Source organism: Haloarcula nitratireducens, assembly GCF_019599505.1.
Genome location: NZ_RKLT01000004.1, coordinates 134,748 through 150,836 on the forward strand (window position 1 = coordinate 134,748; position 16,089 = coordinate 150,836).

Genomic DNA, 16,089 nt, shown 5'->3' on the forward strand with positions numbered 1-16,089 from the left:
CACAAGGAGAGGGGTCGTGTTAAAAGCTCACAAACTCCGGACCGCGGGGCGGGAGTTGTCTCGGATCGCGGCGGCCGACCCGGTCGACACCACCGTTGTCACTCGCCCGTTCCGCCCACGCCGAATCCCGGCGGCAGTCCCGTGTGCTTGATGCCCGCCCACTCGTCTACGTCGAGTCGGTAGACGACCACTTCCTCTGCCGCTATCGCCGCCTCGAACACCTCGGGCCGCCACACGCCCTGGAGGACGTCCGCGAGCCTGTCCCACTCGGCTTCGGGGACGCGAGAGACGGCCCCGGTGAGCATGAGACTCTGCCAGTTGAACACCGACTGAGCGGAGTACGTGAGAAACCGGACCGTCTCGGCCGCGTCCATCAGCGTCCGCTTCCTGCTGTCCGGCCCGCCGACGAACGTGAAGTACAGCGACGACTCGCCGTCGTAGCCGAAGGATATCGGCACTAGGTACGGAGCGTCGGTCGCCGGGAGGCCGATGACGCCCATGCGCTGATTCGAGAGGAAGTTCCGCATCTCGTCGTCCGCCATGTGTTCCAGTCCGTACTCTCGCATCGACTCAACTGTCATATGGTTAAAAATTCTCGGCAGAGATACATAAGCGTTCACCGGGGCGGCGGAGGTTCGAGTCACTTATCCCCGTCGCGTGGCAACGTGAGTGGGAATGAGCAACCCGGAACTGGACGTCGTCGAGTTCCTGTTGACGACCGACGTATACAGCGAGCGACGGGACCTCGACCCGGACGACCTGCCGCCGACCTATCGAACGGTCTTCTGGAGCGAGGGCGACATCGAGCGACCGCTGTCCGCGACCAACACGACCGCCCGCGAAGCCACCGGCGTCGAGCGGCCGTGGGCCGCCGTCTCCGGCCTGATGTTCACCGACCGCGACGACTTCTCGGGCACCATCTCCTTTACCGACCGAGAACTGGCCGAGGAGTGGTTCCTCGAGCGGGCCGACGCCGAGCAGATACGGGCGAATCCCGTGCTGGCGGCGGCCTACGAGGACCGCTACGACGGCGTGGACTACGAGACCGCCCGCGCTCACAATCGCCCCTCGCGGGCCGACCGCGCGTTCATCGACGCGAGGCTCGAGGAGGCCTTCGACAGTGACGACGAGGACGACGAGGAGATGCTGGACCTCGTGGACGTGCGCGCGCCCGCCGAGGTGGAGACCACCCTCGACGACCTCGTGCTGACCCCCGACCAGGAGGGCGAGATCCAGAAGATCGTCAAGGCCATCGAACACCGCGACTACCTCGCCCAGATCGGCCTGCGCGAGATCGGGAAACTGCTGTTCGTCGGCCCGCCGGGGACCGGCAAGACCAGCGTCGCGCGGGCGCTCGCCCACGACCTCGACCTCCCGTTCGTCGAGGTGAAGCTGTCGATGATCACGAGCCAGTACCTCGGCGAGACGGCGAAGAACGTCGAGAAGGTCTTCGAGGTCGCCAAACGGCTCTCGCCGTGTATCCTCTTCATGGACGAGTTCGACTTCGTCGCGAAGACCCGGTCGTCGGACGAACACGCCGCCATCAAGCGCGCCGTCAACACCCTGCTCAAGAGCATCGACGAGATCTCGCTCATCCAGCACGAAGTGTTGCTCATCGGCGCAACCAACCACCCCGACCAGCTCGACGCGGCGGCGTGGCGGCGCTTCGACGAGATCGTCAACTTCCCGAAACCGGACCACGGCATGCGAGCGGACATCCTCCGCATCGTCACCCGCGAGATGGACATCGTCGACTTCGACCCGGCGACGCTGGCCGACCTCACCGAAGGGCTGACCGGCAGCGACCTCCGGATGGTGCTCCGGGAGGCGGTGCTCGAAGCGCTGACCGAGGAGCGGACGACGCTCACCCAGCAGGACTTAGAGGACGCTATCGCCGAGTTCGAGGAGCGTGACAACCTGAAGAACATGGACATGATAGACGGGGACCACGACGCGCTCGTCGCCGGCGGCGACTTCTCGGGCGACGGCGACGGCGCTGACGCCGCCTCCGACGGCGGACACGATCACGCACACGACCACGAACACGACCACTGACCGCGGGTTTCTACCGGGGCGGACGCTTATGCTCCCTGCCGTCGTCTCTCAATCGTATGACGACCGACGCGTTCACAGACCCCGACGACGGAAGCGAGTGGGTAGACGTCCGTATGACCGACCCCGACGCCGGCGAATGGGACATCGACGTGGTCGTCGCCGACGGCCGCGTCGAGTACGTCGACTTGCGCATCCAGCCGTCGCTGCTCTCGGGGTTCATCGACTGTCTGGTCGAGGACGTCGCGGAGGAGCGCGCCCACGAGGTCCTCCGGGAGACGGCCGCCAGAAACGGTATCGACCTCGACGACCTCGCCGAGGAGTGACCGGGCGGGACAGCGAGCCTGCGAGCGGTGAGAACCGGCGGTGAAAACGCAACCCACGGGCTTTAGCCCGTCGGGCGCGGACACCCGGACAGCATGGAGGTCACGCTGCTGGGGACCGGTGACACGACGGGGACGCCGACGGTCGGCTGTGACTGTGACACCTGCGAGCGCGCACGGGACCCCGACGCGGAACTGCGCGAGCAGTTGCGCGAGCGAGGCGTCGACCCGAGCGACGGCGTCGAACGCTCGCGCTTCTCGGTCCACCTTCGCAACGACGAGACCGGCGAGGCGCTTCTGATAGACGCGAGCCCCGACTTCCGTACCCAGTTCCGCCGCGAGGACGTCGCTCTGCCGGACGCCGCCGTAATCACGCACGTCCACTTCGACCACCTAGACGGACTGGGCAACGCCTACCGCCTGCTCGACCACCTGCCGGTCCACGCCGCCGACGAGACCGACTCCCAGACCGGCGAGAGCGTCGCCGAGACCGTCCGGGACCAGTACGACTACCTCGACACTGTCTCGGTCCACCCCAAATCGCCGTACGAGCCCTTCTCCGTTGCCGGGTTCGAGGTGACGCTCGTCCCGGTCGAGCACCCGCCGCTGGTCTGTTACGGCCTCCGCGTCGAGGAACCGGCGACCGGCGCTGTCCTCTCGATCTCGGGCGACACCTGCTACGAGATTCCCGACCGCTCGCGCGAGGTGCTGACCGGCGCGGACCTCGCGCTCGTCGAGGGCATCGTCCATCCCGGCGCTTGCGAGTTCCATCCGAAGGGCGGCGCGCACCACGACGCCGAGGGCGTCCCCCGGACGTTCGGGACGAAACACATGACCCTGCCCGGTGCCCGCGACTTCGCCGACGACGTCGCCGCCGACGACTACCGCATCCTGCACACGGCCCACTACGTCCCGCCCGAGCGGGCCTTCGCCGACGACATCGCCGTCGACGGCGAGCGGTTCTCGCTGTAGCGACGTCGGGTCGACAGTTCTCGGTCGCGACCGCTATCGTCGAGATGCATCACCGGTCAGCCGATAGCAGGCTGAGTTGGACTCGCGGTAACTGCGGTTGTCTTTGCAAGGTGGGCTTACTTTTAATCACCCGAATCATCACACACCCCTAGTTTCGGTGCGGAAATCAATCAGCAGTCTGGTATCATCCGTTTCACGGTTCAGCACGCGAATCGCGCGCTCACAACCCGCGCTGTAACTGCCTATTTCTGAACGTATCTCAGCGGTGTCACAAAGGTAGATTACTCAGCGTTCGATTCGATATTTAGCAACTTATTTCCCGCATAGTTCGTCGAAATATGAACGCTATATATCCACCGACGATATACGCCGGACTCGACTGGTGGGACTGAGCCGGCGGCGGCCGAAGAGTCCCCGCAGTCTCCCGGCGAGAGCCCCGCTGCTTTGCCAGCGCTCGAAAGCTATGCGCCCTTCCCGTTAGGGACCGTGTACATTTCTGTCGGCAACCCCCCGACGGCGGCCGGAGTTTGCGCGGTGCGGTCGTCCGGGGCGGACAGTCGGCGAACGGATCACCATGAACGCTGCTACAACTGCGTCGACGCGACCGCTGGCGTCACGGGCGGACAGACGAGAGAGGGACAGTAGTGGAGCGTAACAGATGAGTCTGGAAAAGCCGCTGAGCAGCGCCCGACGGCAGGCCCACGAGAAGAGCGAGACGGTTCGAGAAGAGGTCGTAGCGGCGGAGAAACGGGCGATACTGTCGGAGCACCGCGCCGACGACTTCGACAGCGTCCTGCTCATCGCCTCCGCGTCGAGGGGCGGGAGCAGCCTCCTGTTCGACACCCTCCGTCACCACGAGGGGACGTGTAGTCCGGACGGCGAGCACGGGAAGTGGTACACCTTCAACGGCGTCTGTTATCCCGAGTTCGACTCCGACCGCGTTCCCACCGACTTCGACGACTTCGATCGGGAGGCTCTGCTGACCGACCTCCTCGCCGACGTGGGCGCGACGACGGCCGATGGCGACCGGACCCACCGGATAGACGACGCGCTCGTCCGGCTGCCGCTGCAGTTCCCCGAGCGGGACCTCCCCTACGGTGAGATGCGGGAGTCGATGCTGGACGGGGCATCGCTCGACGAAGTGCTCGAAGCCCACGGCGTCTCGCCGAAGAACTTCGACGAGTTCGCCGAGGAAGACACGGACGAGCGGCTCAACGACGAGGCCATCGAGGAGCGCCCCTTCATCACCTCCCACGACCACAAGCGCGGGTTGACAGAGGAGGACTTCGGCCGGACGCTGGTGCTGAAGACCAGCGTCGACGCCTACCGGCTCCCGTGGATCCGCGAGCAGTTGTTCCCCGACACCGACGTCGACGTGGTCCACCTGACGCGGAACCCCGCGGCGTCGATAAACGGCCTCTACGACGGCTGGCGGCTGAACAGAGGGTTCCAGACCTACGACGTCGGCGACCTCGACCTCGAGGACTACGACGGGGAGCTCTGGAACTACGACCTGCCGCCGGGCTGGTCCGGCGACGGCCGGCTCATCGACACCTGTCTGCGGCAGTGGACGCAGGCGCAGGGCCACATCCTCGAGGGCCGCGACGCCTTCGACGACGTCCACCGGGTCAGGTTCGAGGACCTCATCACCGACACCGAGTCCACGGTCGAGGAGATCGTCGACTTCGCCGGCCTCGGCGAGTCCGAGTTACTCCGGGAGAACGCCGAGGACCTCAATCAGGTGATGACGACCAAGGAGCCCGAACGCGCTCGCTGGCGGAATCGGGAGGAACTGGTCCGCGGCGCGCTCGACCGTGCGGACGAGCCGTTCGACGACGTCGTCGAGCGCCTCGGCTACACGGAGGAGTCAGAGTGGATCTGACCGAGGCCGCCGCGTACCACGGCTCGGCGTACGACGGCCGCGACGCGCCGGCGAGCGGCGACTACCGCGGACGGCTCGAGACGGCGTTCCTCTGTACGCTCGCCGAGGAGCCCGGCGACGACCCGGACGACTACCAGTTCCTCGAATCGCCCGACGCCGAGGCGTTCAACGAACAGGTCCGCGCCTACGCGGACCGCCTCGCCGACCACGGCGTGGAGACGGTCGTCGAGGAGTCGCAGCATCCCAACGCCGTCTACAGCGCGGACGCCTACCTCGGGTTCGACGGCGACCTCCTCCTCTCGCGGATGGCCTCGGAGGTCCGCAAGCCCGAGGAACCCGAGCGCTTCGCCGTCGCCCACGACCGCGGCTACGACCCGGTCGTGCCGTTCCCGTCCGGCGAGCACTTCGAGATCAGCAGCGCGATTCCCTCGCCGTCGGGGCTTGTCGTCGGCGTCGGCCAACGCAGCACGGAGACGGCGGCGGAACGACTCGCGTCGTTCGTCGACGCGGAGACGACCATCGTCGGGATGAGCGACGACGTGCAGCACCTGATGGGCGCGCTCCGCCCGCTGCCCGACGGCCGGGCGGCGATCCGCCCCGCGCATCTCGACGACCCGGAGACGGTCGCAGAGTGTTACGACGGTGTCCTCCGGTTCGACGAGACCGAGGAGGTCACCCGGAAACAAGCGATGAACTTCACGATCGCAGCAGACGAGACCATACTCATGCCTAACGACACATCGACTACCGAGTCGAAGCTAGCCGAACAGTACGACGTCGAAACGACTGCCGTCGACGAGATCCGGAAAGGAGCGGGCGGCCTCGCCTGCCTCACCGGGAGGGTCAACTGATGTCCGCCGAGACCACCTGGCTCTTCGGTCTCCCCTGTTCCGGGAAGTCCACCCTCGCCGAGGGACTCGTCGGCCCGGACACGGTCCACCTGGACGGCGACTACCTCCGCGAGACGCTGAACACGGACCTCGGCTTCTCGAAAGAGGACCGGACGGAGAACCTCCGGCGCGCCGCGGGCGTCGCACAGGCCCTGAACGAACAGGGCTTCGACGTCATCGCGTCGTTCATCACGCCGTATCGGTCCCAGCGAGAGCTCATCTACGAGAAGGTCGACGACGTCTCGTTCGTCCACGTCCAGGCCCCGGTCGAGGTCTGTGAGGAGCGGGACGTGAAAGGGATGTACCAGCAGGCCCGCGACGGCGAGATAGAAGGGTTCACCGGCGTCGACGACCCCTTCGAGGACCCCGAGCCCGGCGAGGCCGACCTCGAAGTCCGGACGGCGACCCACTCCGAGGAGGAGACGCTGAAGAAGATCAACACGGAACTGGACATCAAGTTCGACCCGAGCCACCTCTTCGTCGGTCGCTGGCAGCCGCTGCACGACGGCCACCGGACCATCATCGACTCGGCCGCGGACAACGGCAAGGACGTCGTCATCGGCATCCGCGACACCGAACTGAGCGAGAAGAACCCGCTCACGGCCAAGGAGCGAAAGGAGCTGATCGACGAGGTGTACGGGGACCACCCCAACGTCGAGTCGACCATCATCCCGGACGTCGACACCGTCGCCATCGGGCGCGACGTCGGGTACACGGTCGTCTCGGTCCCCGAGGAAGTCGCACAGATCAGCGGGACGGACACTCGGGCGGAGTACGAGAAGAGCGAACTCCTCGCCGGTCAGCACTTCGGGGACTGAACCGTCATGTCAAGCACCACCGGGGACCGCGTCGCGCTCGCCTTCTCCGGCGGGCTCGATACGACGGTCTGTGTCCCGCTGTTGAAAGAGGAGTACGACTTCGAGGAGGTCGTCGGCATCACCGTCGACGTCGGCCAGCCCGACGAGGAGTTCGAGGAGGCCGAGGAGACGGCCGAGGCCCTCGGTCTCGAACAGCACGTCGTCAGCGCCGAGGACGCCTTCGCGGACCTCTGCTTCGACGCCGTCCGCGCGAACGCGACCTACCAGGGCTACCCGCTCGGCACGGCGCTGGCGCGGCCGGTCATCGCCGCACAGATACTCGAAACCGCCAAGGAGCAGGGCTGTAGCGCCCTCGCTCACGGCTCGACTGGGAAGGGCAACGACCAGCTCCGGTTCGAGGCGGTCTGGCGCAAGTCCGACCTCGACGTCGTCGCCCCGGTCCGCGAACTCGGGCTCACCCGCGACTGGGAACAGGAGTACGCCGAGGAGCGCGGGCTCCCCGTCGAGGGCGGCGACGAGGGCCGCTACAGCATCGACACGAACCTCTGGACCCGCTCGGTCGAGGGCAGCGAACTCGAGGAGCCGGACCACGTTCCCGGCGAAGAGATCTACGAGTGGACCAGTGCCCCCGGTGAGGAGACCGAGCGCGTCGAAGTGACGTTCGAGGACGGCTACCCGACCGCCTTGAACGGCGAGTCGCTCGACCCGGTCGAACTCGTCGAGCGACTCAACGACCTCGCCGGCCCGTACGGCGTCGGTCGGACGGACGTGATGGAAGACCGGATGCTCGGGCTCAAAGTCCGCGAGAACTACGAGCACCCCGCGGCGACGGTGCTGCTGAACGCGCACGAGGCCCTCGAAGACCTCGTCCTGACGAAGGCCGAGCGGTCGTTCAAGCGGCAGGTCGACGACCAGTGGGCCGAGTACGCCTACGAGGGGCTCGTCGACGCGCCGCTGATGGAGGCGCTGGAGGGGTTCATCGACCGGACGAACCAGCGCGTGACCGGCACCGTCACGATGCGATTCGAAGGCGGACAGGCCCGACCGGTGGGCCGCGAGAGCGAGTACGCCGTCTACTCCGCCGACGCCGCCTCGTTCGACACCGAGTCCGTCGGCGACATCTCGCAGGCCGACGCGACCGGCGTCGCCAAGTACCACGGGTTCCAGGAGCGGCTCGCCCGAGAGGCCAGAGAGAGCGCGATGGATCGAGCGGCCGCGAAGGGGATCGCGGACGGCGGGACGCCGATCGACGGTCCCTCGGAGACCGACGACGACGCGTCGTGACGTAGCCACATCCCCACTCCCACCCCGGCACATCCGTATCCGCTTTCGACTATGCTCACGTACGACAGACTCCTCGCTTCGATACCGCTACCGCTCGTCGGCGGCGCGATAGCCGGCTGGATCGGCCTCATCCCCATCACGCTGGGAGTCATCACCGGCAGTCTCCTGGGTTGTGCTCTCATGTTCGTCTCGCTGTTCGTCGTGCCCCCGGAGACGTGAGCCCCCGCCGCGTCAGCGGTGGGTTCCGTCGCGTTCTCTCCGTCAGCAGCGAGGAACCGCTACCACGCGTTCGACGTAGAGCCGAACACGGCCGGTGAAACCCTCCGTACACCTATGTGTCAGAAACGCCCACTGACTGGTATGGACGGGCGCGGTATCGCGGAGGTGATCGGGTCGGCGCTGGTCGGCGGCGGGCTCGCCGTCGCGGGGCCGTGGCTCTTCGCCGACTCCGTCGACTGGGTGCTCGTCGTCGGCCTCACGGTCGGCGTCGCCATCGCGGCGGCGGCCAACTACCGCGGCCGAACCGGCCACGCCGAGCGCGTCGCCGCCGAGGTCCCCGAGGTGACCGACGACGACTGCGAATCGTACGCGGAGCGCGCGGCCGGCGATAACGGCGGCGACCGGGAGAACGGTTCGAACGGCGACGAGACGGGAACCGACGCCGACCGCGCTCGGTAAGTGGCCGCGGGGAGAGTACCGACCGTGGACCGTCCGTGGGCGTATCCGGTGATAGGCGGGCTGGCCGCCTTCCTCGTCTCGGCCAGCGGCGACCTCGTCGCGATGGGGACGGTCGCCTGGCGGTCGAACGCCGTCGTCGCCTTCGCCATCGCGCTGGCCGTCAACCACCAGATCCGCGTGAACCGCGGTCGGATTTGATCAGCCGAACCGGTCGAGTCCGGACTGCCGTCGCCGTCTGCCGTCCGGGTCGGGATCCCACGGCGTGCGCTCGGCCCGGAGCGCCTCGCCGTCGACGGTCGGCGCGTCGGCTTCCGCGTGGCCCTCGCAGTCGGGACCGCACTCCTCGCTCGCCCGAACCGGGCGGCCCTTCCACGTACAGTGCGGGAGACCGTCGGCGTCGGGCGAGCAGTTGGCACACGGCGGATAGTCGAAGCTCCGCCAGCCCTTGCCGTAGGCGCGTTCGGCGAGCCGGCGGCGAGCGCGGGCCTTCTCCGCGGCCGAAACGACGCGCACGTCCGCTCGCAGCGGCTTTCGTTCTACGAGTTCGACGCCCGCCTCGTCGACCGGGAGATCGGTCGCCTCTCGGACGACTTCGCGGTCGCCCGTCTCGGGGTCGAACCGCCAGACGCCGACTTCCTCGGGAATGCGGTTGAGGTGGGCGCGGGTGACGTAGTCGGCCGTCGCCAACACGACCCGGTCGACGAGCGCCAGCGAGACGTCGGTACGCAACTGCGTCCGGAGGTCGCCGGGCCGGTCCAGATCCGGTTTGTTCTCGATGGCCGTGACGCCCGCGACCCAGTCGGGGTAGCGCGCAGTCTGGCGGACGTACGTGCGGCCGCCGCGGCGCTCGCGCTCGAAGAAGCCCCGCTCGACCGCGAGTTCGACGGCCTCCTCGGTCCACTCCGCGTGACTGTCGAAGGCGTCTTTCCAGTAGCGGGCTCGCCCCGGTCCCACGTCGGCCTCGATGGCCGCCGCGGGAATGCGCTCGGGCGTGATGGCCGCGCGGCGCTCGAACTCGTCGCTCGGGTGGACGAGAACGGTATCGAGGACCCGGCGGCCGCGGACGCCGCCGCCGAGCTGTCGGCTCACGAGGTGGCCCTCGCGTTCGAGGGCGGCGCACAGCGCCAGTTCGAAGCCGAACTCTCGCACGGCCACAGGCAGGGGCGGCGCGGACAAAAGGGGCGCGCTCCCGTCGAAAGTATAAATCGCCGGCCTGTGAATAGCGTGATAAGTGTCTTCGTATGACACGCCTCGACGCGCTCACACGCCGGCGGGAGGGGCCGAGATGAGTCACGCTGGCGAACGCTCGCCCGCCGCGACGCTCACGCTGCTGGACGCGACGATGGTCGGCATCGGAGCGATGATCGGCGCGGGAATCTTCGTGCTGACGGGACTGGCCGTCGAGACGGCGGGAGCGGCGGCCATCCTCGTCTTCGCGCTCAACGGCGGCGTCACCACCTTCACGGCACTGTCGTACGCGGAACTCGCGTCCGCGATTCCGCGCAACGGCGGCGGCTACGCCTACGTCCGCGAGGTGTTCTCCGCGCCCGTCGCCTTCGTCATGGGGTGGACGCGCTGGTTCACGTACATGATCGCCGGGGCGCTCTACGCCCTGGGGTTCGCATCGAACTTTCTGGAGTTCGGCCACATCTTCGGCGTCTCGCTCCCCGGCGGCGTGCTGTTCTGGGCGGGCTCCGTGGTCGTCGTCTTCGTGACGCTGAACGCCGTCTCGACGGCCGCGAGCGGGAGTGCAGAGACGATTATCACGCTCGTGAAGATCCTCATCCTACTGGTGTTCGTCGCCTTCGGCCTGCAGTTCGTCGACCTGGGGGAGTTCGACCCGTTCTTCAAGCGCGGGAACCCGCTCACGATACTGCCGGCGATGGGCTTAACCTTCATCGCCTTCCAGGGGTACGACCTCATCGCCACCGTCACCGAAGAGGTCGAAGACCCCGAGAAGAACATCCCGCGGGCCATCTTGCTGTCGGTGGCGACCACCGTCGTCGTCTATCTGCTGGTGGTGTTCGTCGCGCTGGGAACGCTAGGGGCGGAGGGACTGGCCGGCGCGGGCGAGACGGCCATCGCACAGGCCGCAGAGGGGTTCATGCCGCGGTTCGAACCGCTGGGCAGCGGCGCGGCGCTCATCGCCTTCGGCGCGGTGTTCTCGACTATCAGTGCGCTCAATGCCGTCGTCATCGGCTCCAGCCGAGTGGCCTTCGCCATGGGCCGGGAGGCGCAACTGCCGGTCGCGCTCGGTCGCCTCCACCACCGGTTTGGCACGCCACTGATCGCCATCGCCGCATCGGCCGTTGTCATGCTCGTCGCGGTGGCCGTCGTCCCGATTCGCGTCGTGGGCAACCTCGCCAGTCTCTTCTCGCTTCTGGGGTTTGTCATCGTGAACCTGAGCGTGATTCGACTGCGCCGGCAGCAACCCGACCTGCGCCGGCCGTTCGAGGTCCCGTTCTACCCTGCGACGCCGATACTCGGCATCGTCCTCAACCTCCTGCTGGGGGCGTTCATCGACCTGACGACTTGGGCGCTCGCAATCGGGTGGTTAATCGTCGGCGCGGTCGTCTACCTGCTGCTCTCCCGGCGGCGCGGCGAACCCGCCGTTCCGACCGGCGAACCCGAGACAGAGATCAGCGAGCCGGAAGTCACTGTCACCACGGAGGACTGACACATGACAGAATCACTGCGCGTCATCGTCGCCGGCGGCGGCACCGTCGGCCTCAGAACTGCCGAACTGTTGGACGACCGGGGCCACGACGTGGTCCTCATCGAACGCGACCCCGACCGGAGCGAACGGGTCGCCGCCGAGTACGTCGCCAGCATCATCGAAGGCGACGCCGCCCGACCGGCCGTGTTGCGACAGGCCCAACCCGACCGCTGTGACGCCATCGCCGCCGTGACCGACGACGAGGCGACCAACTTCGCCGTCTGCATGGCCGCCCAGCGGATGGCCGACCTTCACACGGTCATGAGAATCGACGGCGACCCCGACGAACTCTATCCGCAGTACGTCGACGGCGTCGTCTCGACGGCGAGTCTCACCGCGCGAGCCACGGTCAACGAAGTCGTCGGCGGGGGCGTCCGAAGCATCGAAGAGGTCGGCGGGAGAGTCGAGATTCTGGAGGTCGAGATCGCCGAAGACGCCCCCGCCGCCGGGAAGTCCCTCGCCGAGATCAGACTGCCACAGGGCAGCCTCATCATCGTCGACGCCGACGGAGACCGAATCGGCGGCCCGGAGACAGTACTCGAACCCGGCGAGCGGTTCCTCGTCGCAGTGGAAGAGGCCGTCACAGACGAGGTGATGAACCTCCTGCGCGGTTGAGTTCTGCTCGCGGGCCGCGATTCGTAGGAAAGCCTTCACCGGCCCGTAGACCTGTCTGCGAACCGTACTTGTTTGCGGTCTTTTCAGCGAGCGAGAGAACTGCGCACGATTTATACTGCCGAACGATGTTGCTTCCACTGTATGGGGATGGTGCATTCGGACACCAACGGGGAGCGGGACGGGACGATAGAGAGGGAGGGGCGGTGCCGCGTGCTCCTCGTCGACGACGAGCCGACGGTGGCGGCGCTCGTCTCGGAGTACCTCGAACACGTAGACGAGGGGCTGGAGGTGACGTACACGACGGCCCCGACGGAAGCGCTCGACAGAGTCGACGAGTTCGACTGCGTGGTGACCGACTACCAGCTGCCGAGACTGGACGGGATCACCCTCGTCGAACGGGCCGACGGCGACGCCGGGTTCGTGCTCTACACCGCCGTGAGAGACCACGAGGTCGCCGTGTCTGCCGACGAGGTCGGGGCGGCGTACATGCGCAAGCGAACCGACACCGATCAGTACGCGGCGCTCGCCGCGCTCATCAGGGCGCAGGCCCTCTAGTAGCCGCCGTCGGCCAGAGCGACGCGTATTCGGTCGTACGCGGCGACGGACCGGGCCATAGCGCCGGAAACGCGGCGCGGCCGCGGAGCGCCGACGGGCCGAAACAGTAGGTTTATCAGTCGCACGCGGCGAATCTCCACCAAGATTACTTTCGAAATGACATCGAACAAACAACCGGAGGTGAACATCGGACTCGTCGGTCACGTCGACCACGGCAAGACCACGCTCGTCCAGGCGTTGTCCGGCGAATGGACCGACCAACACTCCGAGGAGATGAAGCGCGGTATCTCTATCCGTCTCGGCTACGCCGACGCCACCTTCCGCCGCTGTCCGGAAGAGGAGGAGCCGGAGGCGTTCACCGTCTCCGAACGCTGCGAGGAACACGACGTGGACACCGACCATCTCCGAACGGTGTCGTTCGTCGACGCCCCCGGCCACGAGACGCTGATGGCGACGATGCTCTCGGGCGCGGCCATCATGGACGGCGCGGTGCTGGTCGTCTCGGCCACCGAACCCGTCCCGCAGGCCCAGACCGAGGAGCACCTCAGCGCGCTCGACATCATCGGCATCGACAACATCGTCATCGCCCAGAACAAGGTCGACCTCGTCGACGAGGAGCGGGCGAAGCAGAACTACGAGCAGATCCAGGAGTTCGTTTCCGGCACCGTCGCCGAGGACGCCCCCGTCGTCCCCATCAGCGCCCAGCAGGAGGCCAACATCGACCTGCTCATCGACGCCATCGAGCGCGAGATTCCCACGCCCGAGCGGGACCCGGACGCCGACGCCCGCATGATGGTCGCGCGCTCGTTCGACATCAACCGCCCCGGCACCACGTGGGAGGACTTACTCGGCGGCGTGCTGGGCGGGTCGCTCGTCGAGGGGAAACTCGAAGTCGAGGACGAGATCGAGCTCCGACCGGGCCGGGAGATCGAAGAGGGCGGTAAGACCGAGTGGCGGCCCGTCACCACCGACGTCCGCTCGCTACAGGCCGGCGGCGACTTCGTGGACGAAGTCACTCCCGGCGGCCTACTCGGCGTCGGGACCGGGCTCGACCCCTCGATCACGAAGGGCGACGCGCTGGCCGGACAGGTCGCCGGCCCGCCCGGCAGCCTCCCGCCGACCCGCGAGCAGTTCACGATGGACGTCGACCTGCTGGAACGGATCGTCGGCGACGACGGCGGCGAGGTCGAGGAGATCTCGACCGGCGAACCGCTGATGTTGACCATCGGCACCGCCACCACCGTCGGCTCGGTCACCAGCGCCCGCGACGGCGAGTGCGAACTCGCGCTCAAGCGGCCGGTCTGCGCCGAGGACGGCGCGAAGATCGCGATCAACCGCCGCGTCGGCGCTCGATGGCGGCTCATCGGCGTCGGCACGCTGCGCGGATGATCGTCTTGGACACGAACGCGCTCATGATGCCTGTCGAATGCGACGTCCGACTGTTCGAGGAACTGGACAGAGTCCTCGCGGTCGACGCCGGCGACTACGTCGTCCCCGAAGCCGTCCGCGAGGAACTGGCGAAACTGGCAGACGGGGCCGGGACGGAGGCGACGGCCGCGTCGGTCGGACGGGACCTGCTCGACCGCTGTTCGGTCCGGGAAACCGACGCCGACTACGCGGACGACGCCGTCCTCGAACTGGCGACCGGCAACGACGCGACGCACGCTGTAACGAACGACAAGCCCCTCAAACGCCGCCTGCTCGACGCGGGCGTTCCAGTAATTAGTTTAAGGGGCCGGAACAAACTGGGTATCACTCAACCATAACATGTACAAACGGGTACGCCTACGCGATACGGTCGAGGTGCCGCCGCGCCATCTGGCAGACGTCGGGTCGAAGATGGTCAAAACACTCCTGCAGGAGAAGCTAGAGGGCCGCATGGACGAGGACGTCGGGAGCGTCGTGAGCGTCGTCGAGATCCACGACATCGGCGACGGGGCCGTCCTGCCGAACAAGCCCGGCGTCTACTACGAGGTGGAGTTCGACGCCCTGACCTTCGATCCGCAGATGCAGGAGGTCGTCGACGGCGAGGTCGTCGAGGTGGTCAACTTCGGTGCCTTCGTCGGCATCGGCCCGGTCGACGGCCTGCTCCACGTCTCGCAGATCTCCGACGAGTATCTGGCCTACGACGAGGAGAACCAGCAGCTCGCCTCCCGGGAATCCAACCGCACGCTCGGCGTCGGCGACGCCGTCCGCGCCCGCATCGTCACCAAGAGCATCGACGAGCGCAACCCGCGGGACTCGAAGATCGGTCTCACGGCCAAACAGGTCGGGCTCGGCAAGCACGGGTGGCTCCAAGAGGAGCGCGAGAAGCGCCAGAGCACGGCGGAAGCCGGTGAGAGCTGATGGCTGACCGACTCGTCTGCCGCGACTGTCACCGCGTCCAGAGCGCCGGCATCGAGAGCCAGTGCGAGGCCTGCGGCGGGACCGCCCTCACCGAGGACTGGGCGGGCTACGTCGTCATCGCCCATCCGGAGAAGTCCGAGATCGCCCGCGAGATGGAAGTGACCGAGGCCGGCACGTACGCGCTGAAAGTCAGATAACGTGTCCGACGTTCTCCTCGAACTGCCGCCGTCGCTGCGGAGCGAGCTCAAAGAGCCGATGGGCCGCCTCTACACGGACGCCGACGCCCTGCTGGCCGACGCGGGGACGCCACTGGTCGCCGTCGGCGACATCGTCACGTATCACTTACTGGAGGCGGGGACGGTCCCGCGGCTCGCGCTGGTCGACGAACGCACCAAGCGGTCGGCCGTCGACAGCGAGGTGACGGCCGCTATCTCCGGGTTCGACCGGCGAGTCACCGTCGAGAACCCGGCGGGGACGCTCACCCGCGCGCTGCTCGAGGCCATGCGCGAGGCCCTCGACGGCGAGGCGACGACGCTACTCGACGTCGAGGGCGAAGAGGACCTCGCGGCGCTCCCGGCGGTGCTCGCCGTCCCCGAGAGCGGGGCCGTCGTCTACGGCCAACCGGACGAGGGGATGGTACTCGTCGCGCCCGACGACGCGACGCGCGAGCGGGTCCGGTCGCTGCTCTCGCGGATGGACGGCGACGCGGACGCGGCGCTCGCGGCGGTTCGGTAGTTACTCCGGCCGGGGGACGCTCAGGTTCTTCATCTCCCCGCCGCAGTCCTCGCATCGCGGCGGCGAGCGAGCACGCGAGACGCGGGTCCCGCAGCCGAGACATTCGAAGAGCTGTTCCTCGCTCCGTGGCGCCGGGTCTGACCATCGAGGCATATTTGAGAGTGTTTAGCACACTCGTGACCATATAGATTGCTACTGGCGCAAAATATGCGCACACGCGTCC

The 16,089-nt window shown here is 67.4% G+C and carries 21 protein-coding genes; 18 read left to right on the plus strand and 3 right to left on the minus strand.

Annotated elements, in window-relative coordinates; translation table 11 throughout:
- Window positions 1-98: 98 nt before the first annotated feature.
- On the minus strand, window positions 99-581 hold the full coding sequence (locus EGH23_RS13035) for a pyridoxamine 5'-phosphate oxidase family protein (RefSeq protein WP_220580428.1): 483 nt from the start codon (window positions 579-581) through the stop codon (window positions 99-101).
- Window positions 582-675: 94 nt separating this feature from the next.
- Between EGH23_RS13035 and EGH23_RS13040 the strand changes: the two genes are divergently transcribed.
- The 10 genes from EGH23_RS13040 to EGH23_RS13085 all read left to right on the plus strand — a co-directional run bounded on the left by EGH23_RS13040 (window position 676) and on the right by EGH23_RS13085 (window position 9,097).
- Window positions 676-2,055: an ATP-binding protein gene (locus EGH23_RS13040; RefSeq protein WP_220580429.1), complete on the plus strand. Its 1,380-nt coding sequence runs from the start codon at window positions 676-678 to the stop codon at window positions 2,053-2,055.
- A gap of 56 nt (window positions 2,056-2,111) precedes the next feature.
- Window positions 2,112-2,378 carry a hypothetical protein gene (locus EGH23_RS13045; protein ID WP_220580430.1) on the plus strand — a complete coding sequence of 89 codons (267 nt, stop codon included), beginning with the start codon at window positions 2,112-2,114 and terminating at the stop codon, window positions 2,376-2,378.
- Window positions 2,379-2,471: 93 nt separating this feature from the next.
- Window positions 2,472-3,347 carry an MBL fold metallo-hydrolase gene (locus EGH23_RS13050; protein ID WP_220580431.1) on the plus strand — a complete coding sequence of 292 codons (876 nt, stop codon included), beginning with the start codon at window positions 2,472-2,474 and terminating at the stop codon, window positions 3,345-3,347.
- A 658-nt stretch (window positions 3,348-4,005) separates the two neighbouring features.
- Window positions 4,006-5,229: a sulfotransferase gene (locus EGH23_RS13055; protein WP_220580432.1), complete on the plus strand. Its 1,224-nt coding sequence runs from the start codon at window positions 4,006-4,008 to the stop codon at window positions 5,227-5,229.
- A complete protein-coding gene (locus EGH23_RS13060) occupies window positions 5,220-6,080 on the plus strand; it encodes a hypothetical protein (RefSeq protein ID WP_220580433.1) in 861 nt (286 codons plus the stop codon). Before EGH23_RS13055 ends, EGH23_RS13060 begins: the two co-directional genes overlap by 10 nt.
- The gene (gene cysC, locus EGH23_RS13065; RefSeq protein WP_220580434.1) at window positions 6,080-6,937 is read left to right on the plus strand and encodes an adenylyl-sulfate kinase; all 858 of its coding nucleotides are present in this window, start codon (window positions 6,080-6,082) and stop codon (window positions 6,935-6,937) included. Before EGH23_RS13060 ends, cysC begins: the two co-directional genes overlap by 1 nt.
- Before the next feature lie 6 nt (window positions 6,938-6,943).
- Window positions 6,944-8,221, plus strand: coding sequence for an argininosuccinate synthase (locus EGH23_RS13070; RefSeq protein ID WP_220580435.1), 1,278 nt, complete (start codon window positions 6,944-6,946; stop codon window positions 8,219-8,221).
- A gap of 51 nt (window positions 8,222-8,272) precedes the next feature.
- Window positions 8,273-8,440: a DUF8015 family protein gene (locus tag EGH23_RS13075; RefSeq protein ID WP_220580436.1), complete on the plus strand. Its 168-nt coding sequence runs from the start codon at window positions 8,273-8,275 to the stop codon at window positions 8,438-8,440.
- Window positions 8,441-8,581: 141 nt separating this feature from the next.
- On the plus strand, window positions 8,582-8,899 hold the full coding sequence (locus tag EGH23_RS13080) for a hypothetical protein (RefSeq protein WP_220580437.1): 318 nt from the start codon (window positions 8,582-8,584) through the stop codon (window positions 8,897-8,899).
- A gap of 24 nt (window positions 8,900-8,923) precedes the next feature.
- On the plus strand, window positions 8,924-9,097 hold the full coding sequence (locus EGH23_RS13085; RefSeq protein ID WP_220580438.1) for a hypothetical protein: 174 nt from the start codon (window positions 8,924-8,926) through the stop codon (window positions 9,095-9,097).
- On the opposite strand, the gene EGH23_RS13090 is transcribed toward EGH23_RS13085, so the two are convergent.
- Entirely contained in the window at window positions 9,098-10,048 is a 951-nt protein-coding gene (locus tag EGH23_RS13090) for a DUF5787 family protein (protein ID WP_220580439.1), read from the minus strand.
- 136 nt (window positions 10,049-10,184) lie between these two features.
- Here EGH23_RS13090 and EGH23_RS13095 point away from each other — a divergent pair, with 136 nt between their 5' ends.
- The 8 genes from EGH23_RS13095 (at window position 10,185) to EGH23_RS13130 (ending at window position 15,866) form a co-directional block, all read left to right on the plus strand.
- Window positions 10,185-11,576 (plus strand): APC family permease, encoded by a 1,392-nt coding sequence (locus EGH23_RS13095; RefSeq protein ID WP_220580440.1) that lies wholly within the window; start codon window positions 10,185-10,187, stop codon window positions 11,574-11,576.
- 3 nt (window positions 11,577-11,579) lie between these two features.
- Complete coding sequence (locus EGH23_RS13100; RefSeq protein ID WP_220580441.1) at window positions 11,580-12,230, plus strand: potassium channel family protein; 651 nt, start codon at window positions 11,580-11,582, stop codon at window positions 12,228-12,230.
- 141 nt (window positions 12,231-12,371) lie between these two features.
- Window positions 12,372-12,785, plus strand: coding sequence for a response regulator (locus tag EGH23_RS13105; RefSeq protein WP_220580442.1), 414 nt, complete (start codon window positions 12,372-12,374; stop codon window positions 12,783-12,785).
- A 156-nt stretch (window positions 12,786-12,941) separates the two neighbouring features.
- Entirely contained in the window at window positions 12,942-14,174 is a 1,233-nt protein-coding gene (locus EGH23_RS13110; protein ID WP_220580443.1) for a translation initiation factor IF-2 subunit gamma, read from the plus strand.
- The gene (locus tag EGH23_RS13115) at window positions 14,171-14,551 is read left to right on the plus strand and encodes a type II toxin-antitoxin system VapC family toxin (protein WP_220580444.1); all 381 of its coding nucleotides are present in this window, start codon (window positions 14,171-14,173) and stop codon (window positions 14,549-14,551) included. Before EGH23_RS13110 ends, EGH23_RS13115 begins: the two co-directional genes overlap by 4 nt.
- A 1-nt stretch (window position 14,552) precedes the next feature.
- Window positions 14,553-15,131: a DNA-directed RNA polymerase gene (locus EGH23_RS13120; protein ID WP_162318346.1), complete on the plus strand. Its 579-nt coding sequence runs from the start codon at window positions 14,553-14,555 to the stop codon at window positions 15,129-15,131.
- Window positions 15,131-15,328: a transcription elongation factor subunit Spt4 gene (spt4, locus tag EGH23_RS13125; RefSeq protein WP_162318347.1), complete on the plus strand. Its 198-nt coding sequence runs from the start codon at window positions 15,131-15,133 to the stop codon at window positions 15,326-15,328. The genes EGH23_RS13120 and spt4 overlap by 1 nt, the downstream gene beginning before the upstream one ends.
- Window position 15,329: 1 nt before the next feature.
- Complete coding sequence (locus EGH23_RS13130; RefSeq protein WP_220580445.1) at window positions 15,330-15,866, plus strand: GTP-dependent dephospho-CoA kinase family protein; 537 nt, start codon at window positions 15,330-15,332, stop codon at window positions 15,864-15,866.
- On the opposite strand, the gene EGH23_RS13135 is transcribed toward EGH23_RS13130, so the two are convergent.
- Window positions 15,867-16,019 carry a rubrerythrin-like domain-containing protein gene (locus tag EGH23_RS13135; RefSeq protein WP_220580446.1) on the minus strand — a complete coding sequence of 51 codons (153 nt, stop codon included), beginning with the start codon at window positions 16,017-16,019 and terminating at the stop codon, window positions 15,867-15,869.
- Window positions 16,020-16,089: the final 70 nt, after the last annotated feature.